A 12,417-nucleotide genomic window follows, 5' to 3' on the forward strand; every position below is an offset into this window, starting at 1 on the left:
GCAACAACGTCGGCCTCGTCACCCTGTACCCGTAGACCCGTACAGGTAAACAGTCGGTCGGTCCGCGGCGCGGGTGTGTGGTGGGTTGCGGATGCATTGCCGTCGCCGCCTCGTCGAGATCTCCGACGAGAGCGCCGGGGTGGACGACGACGACTGATCCTCGAGCCGGGCTGTGGGTTTTCAGGAGCGGACGAGCCGGGCGATCGCGTCGGTGGCCTCTTTGATCTTTGCGTCGGCTTCGGGACCGCCGGCAACGGCGGCGTCGACGACGCAATGACTGATGTGGTCTTCGAGCAGTCCCATGGCCACGGCCTGCAAGGCCTTGGTCATCGCGGACACCTGAGTGAGGATGTCGATGCAGTACTTGTCTTCCTCGACCATCCGCTGCAGTCCGCGGGCCTGGCCTTCGATGCGCTTGAGGCGCTTGAGGTAGGCGTCCTTTTCGGTGATGTAGCCGTGCGCGGCATGGTCATGGCCGTCAGTCTCGGCAGGTGCGTGGGTGGCCGCGGGAGTGGTGGCCATGGTGTCCTCCTGGAATCCGAGTGTCATGCCGAGCACCCCCGATTATGCCCGCCCGGGGTATTCAGGGCGGGGTGTGGGCCCTCGACCCGGCGGCCGATCGCCGATGCGGCGCACATCACCGCGCACCGGGCCGCCGCCCGGGTCACGGGGTGTCGGACGATGCGCACCAACGTCGTTGCCACCGTTGCCATGATCTTGTCCTTTCGGGACCGGATTCGGGTTAACCGGCGCGGGGTGGGGCGGGCGGGCACACGCCCACCCCACACGCCTCCTGGATGCGTTGCCTGCGGTTATCTAGTGAGGGACCGGAATCGACGCAGCCGCAGGCTGTTGCTGACCACGAACACCGACGAGAACGCCATCGCCGCACCGGCGAGCATCGGGTTGAGCAACCCGGCCGCGGCCAGGGGGAGGGCGGCGACGTTGTAGGCGAAGGCCCAGAACAGGTTGCCCTTGATGGTGCCCAACGTCTTGCGGGCCAACCGGATCGCATCCGCGGCGGCGCGGAGGTCCCCGCGCACCAGCGTCAGGTCGCTGGCCTCGATCGCGACGTCGGTGCCGGTGCCCATCGCCAGACCGAGGTCGGCCTGCGCCAGGGCGGCTGCGTCGTTGACACCGTCGCCGACCATCGCGACGACCTTGCCCTGATCCTGCAGCCGTTTGACGACGTCCACCTTGTCGGCGGGCAGCACTTCGGCGATCACCTCGTCGATGCCGACCTGGTCGGCGATCGCGCGGGCGGCGGCGGTGTTGTCGCCGGTGAGCATGATCGGCGTCAGGCTCAGCCTGCGCAGCTGTCCGATCGCCTCGGCCGAGGTGGCCTTGACGGCGTCGGCGACGACGAGCACGGCTCGGGCCTTACCGTCCCAGCCGACTGCGACGGCGGTCTTGCCCTCGGATTCGGCTGCGGTCATGGCCGCTTCGAGATCGGCGGGTAGGTGCTGTGCCCAGTCCGCGAGGAGCCGGGCCCGGCCGACGACCACCGCGTGCTCGTCGATCATGCCCTGCACTCCGAGGCCTTCGATGTTGGTGAACTGCTCAACTTTCGGCAGGGCGCCGACCTTGTCGCGGGCGCCCTTGGCGATGGCCGCGGCGATGGGGTGCTCGGAGGAATCCTCGAGGGCGCCGGCCAGGCGCAGCACCTTCATGGTGTCTTCGCCGTCGGCGGTGATCACATCGAGCAGGGTCATCTTGCCGGTGGTGACGGTGCCGGTCTTGTCGAGCACCACGGTGTCGACGCGGCGGGTCGATTCGAGGACCTCTGGCCCCTTGATCAGGATGCCGAGCTGGGCGCCGCGGCCGGTGCCGACCATCAGTGCGGTCGGGGTGGCCAGGCCGAGGGCGCAGGGGCAGGCGATGATCAGTACGGCGACGGCGGCGGTGAACGCGGCTGCGAGGCCGCCGCCGGTGCCGATCCAGAAACCCAGCGTGGCGACGGACAGGGCGATGACGATCGGGACGAAGATCCCAGAGATCTTGTCGGCCAACCGTTGCGCCTGCGCCTTACCGGTCTGGGCGTCTTCGACGAGTTTCGCCATCTGCGCGAGCTGGGTGCCCGACCCGATGCGGGTGGCACGCACGGTGATCCGGCCGCCGACGTTGACGGTGGCGCCCACGACCCGGTCGTCGGGTCCGACCTCGACGGGCACGGATTCGCCGGTCAGCATCGACGCATCCACCGCGGAAGAGCCGTCGGTGACGACACCGTCGGTGGCGATCTTCTCCCCGGGGCGAACGACGAACTCGTCACCGACGGCCAGTTGATCGACTGGGATGCGCTGCTCGACACCGCCGCGCAGCACCGAGACCTCCTTGGCGCCGAGTTCGAGCAGGGCCCGCAGGGCGGCACCGGCGCGCCGCTTGGAGCGGGCCTCGAAGTAGCGGCCGGCGAGGATGAAGGTGGTCACCCCGGCGGCGGCCTCGAGGTAGATGTTGCCGGCCCCGTCGGAGCGGGAGATGGTCAGCTCGAAGGGGTGGGTCATGCCCGGCATTCCGGCGGTGCCCCAGAACAGCGCATACAGTGACCAGCCCAGGGCGGCGAGGGTGCCCATCGAGATGAGGGTGTCCATCGTGGAGGTGCCGTGCCGCAGGTTGGTGAAGGCGGCCTTGTGGAACGGCCACGCCCCCCACACCACGACCGGGGCGGCGAGGGTAAGCGAAAGCCACTGCCAGTGGGTGAACTGCAGCGCCGGAACCATGGCCATCGCGATCACCGGCACACTGAGCACCAGCGAGACGAGCAGGCGTTGACGCAGTTCGGCCGTGGGGTCCGGCTCCGCGGCGGGGCCGGCCGCGGTATCGGCGGCGGGCGGCGCCGGGACCTTGGCGGTGTAGCCGGCCTCCTCGACGGTGGCCACGAGATCCTCGGTCGACACAGCCCCGACGTAGTTGACGCGGGCCTTCTCGGTGGCGTAGTTCACCGTGGCGGTGACGCCGTCGAGCTTATTGAGCTTCTTCTCGATCCGGTTCGCGCACGAGGCGCAGGTCATGCCACCAATTTCGAGCTCGACCCGGCCGTCGGCGGTCGGGTGCTGCGTGACGGAATTCATCGTTCCTCCTCTCCGGTGGTGGTTTTCGTCAGTGTCCGTGCCCGGCGGGCATCGGTTCCGGCGCGGGGGGCACTGCGGCGCCGGAGCTCTGCCCGGCGGTCAGGGTGAATTCGGCGGTCCGCACCACTCCATCGTGCTGGAAGTCCAGGAACAGGCGGTAGTCGCCCGCGCTCGGGGTGGTGACATAGAAGTCGATGCCCGGACCTGGTGCGGTGACACCATCACCGGGATGGCCGTCCGGGTGCACGTGCAGGTAGCCGAGGTCGGCGGCCCGCAGGGCCACCAGGTGACCGTATGCGCCGAGGTAGGGCTGCAGATCCGTCACCGGCTGTCCGCCGCGGGCCACCGACAGGGTGACCTTCGACGCCTGACCCGGGGTGAGGGTGCCGTCGAGGGTGACGGTGTACCCGTCGACCACGGCGGCTGCGGCCACTGGGGGCAGGGGCTGCGGATCGTAGGCACCGGCGACCTGCAGGTCGGCGCCGAGAGTCACGCCGTCACCGCCGGCGGGGGTGAAGTCGGCGAACACCCGGTACGCCCCGGCGCGGGTCAGATCGAGCGGAACGGACCAAGTTCCGGCGGCGTCGAGTACCGGGTGCACGTGCTGGTATCCGGTCAGGTCGCGGCGCACCGCGATCAGATGTAGTTGCTTGTCGTGGCTCTCCACGTAGCGGGTGACGGGTGCTCCGTCGGCGCCCAGGATGCGGAACCGCAGTGGCACGTCAGCGCCGGCGGGAACCTGCGCCGTGTCCAGTGCCAGGGTGTATCCGCTGTCGGTGACCATCAGTCCTCCAGGTGTTTGTTCGGCGACCGGTGCGCCCGTAATCGAACCGGGTCCGGCGTCGTGGGTTGAGGTGTCGTGTGTGTCGGCCGGTGCGGGCACCTCGGGGCCGAAGGCGGCCCCGGCCCCGAGGGCGAGTGCGAAGACCGCGGCCAGGCCGACGGTGAATCCGGCGAACTTCGACGATGCGTTCATCGTGGGAATCTCCTGTCCGGGTCTGGGTGTAGTCCGGTCAGCCGGCGAGCTGGTAGCCGGCCTCGTCGACTGCCCGGGCGAGCGATGCCTTCTCGATCGGGGAGTCGGAGTCGATTACGACCCGGCCGCTGGCGAGGTCGACGTCTACGGCGGTCACGCCGGGGATGTTGCCGATCTCTTCGCGGACCGAGGAAACGCAGTGCCCGCAGGTCATTCCGGTGACGGTGACGGTGGTGGTGCTCATCGATGTCCTTCTTTCTTCGATTCGTTCGCCAGGTGCGATCGGGGTGCCGCGACCCATCTACAGATTTACCATACCCCCCTATGGTATGCAAGGCGGTAAGGGTCAGGACCTGCGCTCACTGGGTCTATACCCCCGGGGAGTGCTCTCGAGATGTCGGTCGTGAGGCCGTGGGGATCTGGGAGGCGCTCACTTTCGGCGACTTGGTAAGGATCACTCCTTGCTCTCGACACCATACCCCCCTAAGGTATTTGTAGTCACAGAGGAGCAGCGTGGAATCCAGGAGGACAGCAATGTGCACAGAAGGTGGCAACAAACCCGAAAAAGCCATCACTTCAGAGTTATTCGCGGTCAACCGGGGGTTGGGGATTCGATGTTGGGGGTAGGTCGACCCCAGCGCTCGTCATCGTTCATCTCACAAATACCCCGTACCGGTAAGGAATGATTGTCATGTCTACTCAGGTTTCACCCACACGCAAGTGGTGGGCGCTGGCGTTGATCGCCGCAGCCCAATTCATGGTCATCATGGACACTTCCATCATCGGCATCGCGCTACCGAAAATGCAGACCGACCTCGGTTTCTCCCAGGAGAACCTGACCTGGGTGTTCAACGCCTACGTCATCGCCTTCGGTGGACTGCTCCTGCTCGGCGGACGCCTGTCCGACCTATGGGGGGCCAAACGCATCTTCGCCACCGGCTGGGTGGTTCTGCTCGCCGGATCGATCACCGCCGGCGCCGCCGGGAACGTCGGCACCGAACTGGCCGGACGCGCCATCCAGGGCGCCGGTGCCGCACTGATCGCACCCTCGGCACTGACGCTGCTGATGATGCTGTTCGGTTCCAACCAAAAGGAATTGACCAAGGCCCTCGCCGTCTACGGTGCCGCCGCACCCGCCGGCGGTACCGCCGGTGTGTTCCTCGGCGGAATGATCACCGAATATCTCAGCTGGCCATGGGTGTTCTTCATCAACATTCCCATCGCCTTGATCGCCCTCGCCGCGACACCGCTGCTGATGCCCAACGCCCCCGCCCGATCCGGATCGATCGATATTCTCGGCGCACTGACCGTCACCGCCGGACTGGCGCTCGCCGTCTACTCCATCGTCCGAGCTCCCGAGGTCGGCTGGGGCTCCGGTCAAACCTGGGGATACCTCACCGCGTCCGCGGTCCTGCTGGCCGCGTTCGTGCTGATCCAGTCCCGGCGCCGTGACCCCCTCATGCGCTTGGGAATCTTCGCCGCCCCCAACCTCGCCGCCGCGAACATCGCCCAGCTGCTGCTCGGTGCGGCGTGGATCCCGATGTGGTTCTTCCTGAACCTGTACCTGCAGCAGGTGTTGGGGTACAGCGCCTTTCCCGCCGGCGCAGCACTCCTTCCGATGACGACACTGATCATGCTCGGCATGATCGTCATCGCGCCGCGGGCGATGCAGCGGTTCGGTGCGAAACCGATGATCGTGACCGGTTTGATCGTTCTTGCGATCGGGCTGGGATGGATGGCACTGGTCCGGCCCACCGGTAATTTCTGGGTCGACGTGCTTCCGGCTTCCCTCGTTGCCGCAGCAGGTATGTCGCTCGCCTTCATTCCCTCCCTCGGCACGGCGATCTCCGCCGCACGGCCCGAAGAGGGCGGATTGGCGTCGGGCATTGTCAACGTCAGCTACCAGGTCGGCTCGGCACTCGGCCTGGCAACCATGACCGCGGTCGCCGCCTCGTTCGGCGCCAACCAGATCGGTAACCTCCCGGAGTTGACGAACGGATTCTCCGCCGCATTCCTCGGCGCCGCCGTCATCGCCCTGGCCGGGGCTGGCGTCACCGCGGTGTCGATGCGCACACCGACGACGCAACCGGACCTCACGACGGAGGCGGCGCTGAACTGACGGCCGCAACCGCTCTGGTGGGATTCGGACACTGTCCGAATCCCACCGGCGACGTCTCGTGGGTCGGTCTGCGGTCGATCTGGCGTAGTCATCGGGTGCACCGATCCCGCCGGGGATCGGTGCATCGGTCACATGCCCGACATCGGCGAGGACATATCCGGCATGGGGGACAGCGACTGCAGCAGCGCCGGGTGGACGAGGACGGCGACCCCGAGCAGGGCGACCGCGCTCCCGACCACCCGGGTGAGCGCGACCGAATGGCGGGAGTTCTTTTCAGCCAGGAAGATTACGGCGATCGCCGCCATCCAGGTCAGGTTCATCAACCCGACGACGAGAAGGACCGCCATCAACGCCCAGCAGCAGCCCAAGCAATAGAGCCCATGCGAGGCACCCGCGCGGAAGGTGCCCCGCAGACCGGTTCCGAAGTCGTGGGTGGCGAGGAAGGTCAGCGGGGTGCGGCAGGCCCGTAGGCACGCCTGCTTCCACCGGGTGAACTGGTACCCGCCGGCGATGACCAGCACACCACCGGCTGCGACCTCGACCCACGTCGAGCCGTGCGAGATCCGGCGGAAGCCGAGCAGCACCGCCAGCGGAACGACCCCGACAGCCGACCACACCACCAGGTAGCCCGCAGCGAAGGTGACCGTCGGGGCGATTCCGCGGGCCTGCCGGCGCATGACCAGGCGGTGCAGCAAGACGATCGGGGCGATCGTCGGAAACATCATCGCCACCATCATCGTTGTCCACATGGCGAGAAAGACGGCGGCCCCCATGTCGAAGGGCATGGCCGTACCGACCCACGCGAAACCTTGAACCATCGATTCCATGCCGCCCGCAGTACGGATGGTGCGCCACCACGCCACCCCGGCAAGGGCGAGCAGAATCCCCACCGTGGCGAGCGTCGCCCGGCGTTCGAGGGCGCTGTAGGCCATCCGGGGAGTGTCCATCCTCGGGGGCTGACTCATCGGCACTCCTCCGTCACACTCCACCGCCTCGCCCGGGCGAGCTGGGCCGCACCACCGCCGCCGTATCGTGGTGCACTGCCGCGAGTCAGAACTTGCCGGCCGCTCCGGCGGGCGCCATCCGGTTCTCGCTGGACCACTCGACGCGCGAGTAGTACGCGTTGTTGCCCGGATGCTCGAATGTCACTCCGTCGGCGTCGAGCCGCAGCACCGAGGTAGTGCCGATCTGACCGTCCTGGAAGATGAACCCGTCCTTGAGCACCATGTGCGGTTCGTGCTTCTCCCCGGTCACCGGGTTTGTGAAGCTCTGCATCTGAACGACCAATTTGTCGCCGACCTGGACTCGGGAATCGGTGTCCCGGTCGTCGATCTCGATCGTCTCGAAGAACGGACCATGGATCTCGCTGACGGTCGCGGCGAGGATCTCCCAGGGCAAACCGGGATCCTCGGCGGTGAGAATCGGCAGCAGGGCCTGTCGCTGCTCGGGGGTCGCGTCGATGAACAGGGCCATTGTTCCGTTGCCTTCGTGGATGGCGCCGGGCCATTTCACCGCGCTCGCGACCTTCCCCCCGGCCAGATCGACGCCGTCGCGTTCACCTCCGGTGACCTCGAATCCGACCACACCGTCACAGTTTCCGTGGGTGGGAAAGCCGCTCATGTTGCACGGGCACCCCAGGTCGCAGTTGCAGGCCTCGTAGTAGTTCGCCGAGATTCGCCAGGCCATGTCTCTCACTCCTCGTCGCTGAATCGTTTCGCCAGGTCGTCATGCGCAGCCCCGTGGGTGCCCCCGCAATTCATCCGTACAGCGCACAGCCGAAAGCCCGGATCGAGCCGGTATCTACCCATGCTCCCACTTCGCTACCACGCGAACAACGATCCGGGAAGCGGGCGCGGATAACGTCCACGTACGCGGACAGGGACGGGGCTCAGCGGTCGAGGAAGCGGCGGATTTCCGGGACCACGGCGGCGGCGAAGCCGTCCGCAATGCGTCGAACGACACGGTCCGCGCGAGGGTCGCATACGGGATGGTCGCGCTCATGCGTTCGGCGAGTGCGGCCGGGTGACGCTCATCGGCGCCGGGGACGATGAGCACCGGAGCCTCGAGCACACCGAGTTCGTCGAGCGTGCGAAACGAGCGGTCGCGGCCAATGGCGGCCGCTGCGGCGACGCTCCCCGGGTCGGCGCGCGGTATCGCAGAGCGCACCAGGTTCCCGATCAACGGTTGCACGACCGGACCGTTCCCGCACTCGGCGGCGAACAGGAGGGTCCCAGAGCCAGGAACGTGGAACCCGGGCGTTCCCGGCGACCGCATCGAACGAAACTGGTTGTCCTGCAACTCCTATTGGGGCGCAGCGTGGAAACGGCGCGGCGGCATCGTTTTGGAACTGACTACCGCAGGGCGGGTTCTAGTCGGATCCCCAGGTCGCCGAGACGCCGCGGTCGCGCAGCCATTGGCTCGGGTTGAGCCGGTTGCCGCCTGCGTCCAACACCTCGAAGTGCAGGTGCGGACCGGTCGACTGACCACGGTTGCCGACGGTGGCGATCTGCTGACCCGCCGCGACCCGCTGGCCGACGTTGACGATGAACTCATTGATGTGGCCGTAGACGGTGACGGCGCCGTCGTCGTGGCGCACCCGCACCCACAACCCGAACCCGGAGGCCGGGCCCGCGGAGATGACCTCACCATCGGCCGCGGACTGGATCGGGGTGCCGATCGGGGCCGCGATGTCGATGCCGCCGTGGTGCGCGCCCCAGCGGGGGCCGTAGCCGGAGGAAAGCGTGCCCGATACCGGCTGCACGGTGCGGGCCTTGAGCGGAGCGGGGGTGCCCTGGTTGACCGGCCCGAGCACGCCGGGCGAGGGCGGGGCGGCCGGGATGTCTGGCAGCTCACGGCCGGGCGAGGGCGGGGCGGCCGGGATATCGGGCAGCTCGATCACGGGTAGGTGAACACCGGCGGGCAGCAGGCCCGGCGGGATCTCGAGCGGGCGGGCGGCCGCGGACGCGGCGCCGAACTGCGCGCCGCCGATCAGAATGGCGCCGGTCGCAGCGGCGACAGTCGCGATCTTCAGGCGGCCGGTGATGGAATGAGAACGATGTGCCGTCCTGCGGTGCTTCGCCACGGTGTCTTACCTCGTCTTTGTTCGGCTAGGCGCGCGCTCCTGAGATTCGCGCCTCGGACCCCCGTCGAGAAGGAAAGTAACAAAACGGTATCGACCGCGCCATCGTGACCCAATCGATACTTAAATATGATCTTGCTCGAATACGGCCACGTCAGAGGCCTGGAGTGACCAGCACCGCCAGATAACGACAACGGGATTGCTGTCCCGCATCCCGAGTTGAGCAGTGCCGCGTAAGGCGAAGGAAACCGGTACTGACCTCGGTATTTGCGAGTCGGCGAGCGGTGCGGGGACCGGCGCGACGACATCCCGCGACACGGCGCCTGGCTGCGTCATGGGCGCAGCGCAAGCGGACGCGCCGCCGGGATTCACAAATGTGACGAACACCACAGTTGTCCCCGGTCCGAGGGTGGGGTCGCGTAAATCAACTTTCGCGGTTTCGTGTGTTCACCGAGGGTTGCAACAACTGGCCAGGCTAGTTGAAAGAATTTCCGTTACCGGCGCGTGAAACTCTCTGGGGGAGCGGTCCTCTCGCCCAGCGGCCCTGAGATTTGAGCGTGTGAGCTCGGCACTGCGCCACAGAAACAACCGCGGATCGCCTTGGTTGAACAGGTGCGCAGCGTGCGGTGATCGGGAGGCGGAGAGAGATACAAGCCCCAGGACCTGGCGGCCGTCACGTCCAGGCAGTTGCGGTCGTCTGACGCCGGGCGGCGGCATGAGCCGCTGCCGATACTCCGCCCGGTCGATCTGCCCCGCGAGGTCTGGGACCGGCTACTTTCCAAAACACCGCGCCGCGGACGGGCAACCACACGAACCTGCCCAGCGACACTGAAAAACAGGTCGCCACACCCAACCGATCTGAGGAGACTCCACAGATCAGGACCATGAACGATCCATGGTCTTGGTCAGTGTGCAGCGACCTGTTGCTCGTCGCGGAAGCCACCATAAACCGCCACACCGACAACACCGCGACATGTGGGTCGCCGTGGGCGGCCAGCCTCGAGATCTTGATGCGCTTCTACGGTCCGGAGAAGGCCTTTATCGACAAGACGTGGCAACTGCCGGACATCGAACTCACCGAGCAATGATCATCGAACGACTCGACTCGGAGGCCGGGCACGTCGCCGACGGCGCACGACACGGAGTCGGTCGGCTAGCGGTCGGGCCCGGTGGCCACCGGACGGTCGGGGTCGTTCGACCACTGCGACCACGACCCCGGGTACAGCGCCGCATCTACACCGGCGAGGGCCAGCGCCGCGATCTGATGGGCAGCGTTCACCCCGGAACCGCAGTACACGCCCACAGGTGAGACTTGTTCCGCTCCCACTGCGGCGAATCGATCTCGCAGTATCGACCGATGCGAATCGTCCGTCGGCAGTCAAATTCTGGGCGGTGGGAGCGCTGATCGCGCCGGGGATGTGACCGGCTCGCGGGTCGATGGGTTCGGTCTCGCCGGTGTAGCGTTCGGCCGCCCGGGCGTCGAGCAGCACGCCGTCGACGGCGAGTACGGCTGCCTCGTCGGCCGTCAACGTCGGGAGATGTCCCGCCTCGAGCACCACGTCGCCGGGTGCGTCCGGATGTTCGTCACCGGAACGGGTGGGATTGCCGGACTTCGTCCATGCGCGGAGACCGCCGTCGAGCAACGCGACCTGGGTGAGACCGGCCCATCGGAGCAGCCACCACACGCGGGCCGCCGCGAGGTTGCCCGTAGCGTCGTACGCCACGACGGCACTCCCGGCGCAGACACCCCATCCGCGCGCCGCGTCCTGAAGCGCGCCGACCGAGGGCAGTGGGTGGCGACCGTCTGCCGGTGTCGCGGGGCCGGCGAGTTCAGTGTCGAGGTCGACGAACACGGCACCGGGCACGTGCGCTTCGAGGTAGTGCCGACGGCCTTCGGTGTCGCCGAGTGCCCATCGAACGTCGAGGAGCACCGGCGGCGCGTCACCGGTCAGCGCCTTCTTCAGTTCGTCCACGGTCACCACAGGTCGCATCACTTGTGCCCTTCCGGTCGGTCCACCGATGTCCGGACCACTGTGACACGGCACCGATCGGTGTACGAGAGCAGAAGTGGCTGGCATCCTCGGACGAATGACGAGATGGTGGCGGCCGGCTCTCATCCTGGTCGTTCTCTTCGGGGTCGTCGCCTGCGACGCGGGGACGTCCGAACGAACCGAAACATCGACGGCCCGGGTGCAGGCCACCGCGGACGGGCTGACGCTCGACGGCTCCCCGTGGTGGCCGGCCGGCCTGAACGCGTATCAACTGGCTACCGATTGGTCGGTCAATCGTGGGTGCGGCGCCGAGGTCGACCTCGACTCGTTCTTCGCGAGCTTGCCCGAGGCCTCGCTCACCCGGTTCAACGCCTTCCATTGGCTCGCGATCGACAAGAAGACGGGCGCACTCGACTTCACCGGAATCGACGCCGTGTTCCGGGCCGCCGAAGCCCACCGACAACTGCTCATCCCGGTCCTTGCCGCCCAGGACGGCGCGTGCGGTGACGAGATATTCAAGACCAGCAACTGGTATGCCGGGGACTGGAAGACCGTCGCGCCGGGCTCGGTGCTGAGTTACCAGGACTGGGTGACGACGGCTGTCGGCCGATGGCGGGACTCACCGTCGCTGGCGATGTGGGAACTGATCGGAGAGCCGGAACCACTGCTGCCGGACCGCACGTGCACCCCGCAGGCGGCGAGCTTGTTGCGGGCGTTCGTCGACGAGGTCGGCGGCAGTGTCCGCGCACTCGACGGCGAGCACCCGATCACCCTCGGGACGATCGGCGGTGGCCAATGTGGCACGGCAGGTGAAGATTACGCGTATGTCGGCGCCTCGCCCGCACTCGATGTCCTGCAATACCACGACTACGGCGCCGACGGAGTGCCGCTGCCCGGCGACCGGTACAACGGCCTGGCGGTGCACCTTCAGCAGGCACGCGGTCTCGGCAAGCCACTTCTCGTTGCGGAGATCGGTCAGAGCGCGGGGGCCGGTTGCGGTTCCGTGGGGGATCGAGCGCGCGACGTCGCGAACAAGATGGACGGGCAGCGCGAGGCCGGAACTGCCGGAGCGTTATTGTGGGCGTTCGTCCCCGACCCTCGCCCATCCGAATGCACCTACGACATCGGTCCCGACGACCCGCTCCGGCGGGTGCTCCGCGAGCGCAACGGCACCCGCTGAC

The 12,417-nt window shown here is 67.4% G+C and carries 12 protein-coding genes and 1 pseudogene; 3 read left to right on the plus strand and 10 right to left on the minus strand.

Annotated features, from left to right (window positions below):
* Nucleotides 1-180: 180 nt before the first annotated feature.
* The 5 genes from GFS60_RS22295 to GFS60_RS22310 form a co-directional block, all read right to left on the minus strand.
* Nucleotides 181-522, minus strand: coding sequence for a metal-sensitive transcriptional regulator (locus GFS60_RS22295; protein WP_159927450.1), 342 nt, complete (start codon nt 520-522; stop codon nt 181-183).
* A gap of 23 nt (nt 523-545) precedes the next feature.
* Entirely contained in the window at nt 546-713 is a 168-nt protein-coding gene (locus tag GFS60_RS38660) for a hypothetical protein (RefSeq protein WP_201453420.1), read from the minus strand.
* 99 nt (nt 714-812) lie between these two features.
* Entirely contained in the window at nt 813-3,071 is a 2,259-nt protein-coding gene (locus tag GFS60_RS22300) for a heavy metal translocating P-type ATPase (protein WP_159924664.1), read from the minus strand.
* A gap of 28 nt (nt 3,072-3,099) precedes the next feature.
* Nucleotides 3,100-4,047, minus strand: coding sequence for a hypothetical protein (locus tag GFS60_RS22305; protein WP_159924665.1), 948 nt, complete (start codon nt 4,045-4,047; stop codon nt 3,100-3,102).
* Between the two features lie 37 nt (nt 4,048-4,084).
* Nucleotides 4,085-4,291, minus strand: coding sequence for a heavy-metal-associated domain-containing protein (locus GFS60_RS22310; protein WP_159924667.1), 207 nt, complete (start codon nt 4,289-4,291; stop codon nt 4,085-4,087).
* A gap of 447 nt (nt 4,292-4,738) precedes the next feature.
* Between GFS60_RS22310 and GFS60_RS22315 the strand changes: the two genes are divergently transcribed.
* Nucleotides 4,739-6,166: an MFS transporter gene (locus GFS60_RS22315; RefSeq protein WP_159924669.1), complete on the plus strand. Its 1,428-nt coding sequence runs from the start codon at nt 4,739-4,741 to the stop codon at nt 6,164-6,166.
* A gap of 128 nt (nt 6,167-6,294) precedes the next feature.
* Here GFS60_RS22315 and GFS60_RS22320 read toward each other — a convergent pair whose 3' ends face one another.
* From GFS60_RS22320 to GFS60_RS22335, 4 genes are all read right to left on the minus strand, one after another.
* The gene (locus tag GFS60_RS22320; RefSeq protein WP_159924671.1) at nt 6,295-7,131 is read right to left on the minus strand and encodes a DUF2182 domain-containing protein; all 837 of its coding nucleotides are present in this window, start codon (nt 7,129-7,131) and stop codon (nt 6,295-6,297) included.
* 85 nt (nt 7,132-7,216) lie between these two features.
* Nucleotides 7,217-7,852: a DUF1326 domain-containing protein gene (locus GFS60_RS22325; protein ID WP_159924673.1), complete on the minus strand. Its 636-nt coding sequence runs from the start codon at nt 7,850-7,852 to the stop codon at nt 7,217-7,219.
* 114 nt (nt 7,853-7,966) lie between these two features.
* Nucleotides 7,967-8,356, minus strand: coding sequence for a hypothetical protein (locus GFS60_RS22330; protein ID WP_236603249.1), 390 nt, complete (start codon nt 8,354-8,356; stop codon nt 7,967-7,969).
* A 178-nt stretch (nt 8,357-8,534) separates the two neighbouring features.
* Nucleotides 8,535-9,248, minus strand: coding sequence for a M23 family metallopeptidase (locus tag GFS60_RS22335; protein WP_159924676.1), 714 nt, complete (start codon nt 9,246-9,248; stop codon nt 8,535-8,537).
* A gap of 881 nt (nt 9,249-10,129) precedes the next feature.
* On the opposite strand from GFS60_RS22335, the gene GFS60_RS22340 reads away from it, so the two are divergent.
* Nucleotides 10,130-10,333 (plus strand): hypothetical protein, encoded by a 204-nt coding sequence (locus GFS60_RS22340; protein WP_159924678.1) that lies wholly within the window; start codon nt 10,130-10,132, stop codon nt 10,331-10,333.
* A gap of 65 nt (nt 10,334-10,398) precedes the next feature.
* Here the strand turns inward: GFS60_RS22340 and GFS60_RS22345 are convergent.
* Nucleotides 10,399-11,227, minus strand: a pseudogene (locus tag GFS60_RS22345) (sulfurtransferase).
* Nucleotides 11,228-11,333: 106 nt separating this feature from the next.
* On the opposite strand from GFS60_RS22345, the gene GFS60_RS22350 reads away from it, so the two are divergent.
* Nucleotides 11,334-12,416, plus strand: coding sequence for a beta-mannosidase (locus GFS60_RS22350; protein WP_159924680.1), 1,083 nt, complete (start codon nt 11,334-11,336; stop codon nt 12,414-12,416).
* The last annotated feature ends 1 nt before the right edge of the window (nt 12,417 follow it).

Source organism: Rhodococcus sp. WAY2, assembly GCF_009859915.1.
GTDB classification, from domain to species: Bacteria; Actinomycetota; Actinomycetes; order Mycobacteriales; family Mycobacteriaceae; genus Rhodococcus_F; species Rhodococcus_F oxybenzonivorans.

Coding starts and splice junctions, on each gene's coding strand:
- GFS60_RS22320 (WP_159924671.1), bottom strand. CDS start 7,131: ATGAGTCAGCCCCCGAGGATGGACACTCCCCGGATGGCCTACAGCGCC.
- GFS60_RS22310 (WP_159924667.1), bottom strand. CDS start 4,291: ATGAGCACCACCACCGTCACCGTCACCGGAATGACCTGCGGGCACTGC.
- GFS60_RS22315 (WP_159924669.1), top strand. CDS start 4,739: ATGTCTACTCAGGTTTCACCCACACGCAAGTGGTGGGCGCTGGCGTTG.
- GFS60_RS38660 (WP_201453420.1), bottom strand. CDS start 713: ATGGCAACGGTGGCAACGACGTTGGTGCGCATCGTCCGACACCCCGTG.
- GFS60_RS22300 (WP_159924664.1), bottom strand. CDS start 3,071: ATGAATTCCGTCACGCAGCACCCGACCGCCGACGGCCGGGTCGAGCTC.
- GFS60_RS22295 (WP_159927450.1), bottom strand. CDS start 522: ATGGCCACCACTCCCGCGGCCACCCACGCACCTGCCGAGACTGACGGC.
- GFS60_RS22325 (WP_159924673.1), bottom strand. CDS start 7,852: ATGGCCTGGCGAATCTCGGCGAACTACTACGAGGCCTGCAACTGCGAC.
- GFS60_RS22305 (WP_159924665.1), bottom strand. CDS start 4,047: ATGAACGCATCGTCGAAGTTCGCCGGATTCACCGTCGGCCTGGCCGCG.
- GFS60_RS22350 (WP_159924680.1), top strand. CDS start 11,334: ATGACGAGATGGTGGCGGCCGGCTCTCATCCTGGTCGTTCTCTTCGGG.
- GFS60_RS22340 (WP_159924678.1), top strand. CDS start 10,130: ATGAACGATCCATGGTCTTGGTCAGTGTGCAGCGACCTGTTGCTCGTC.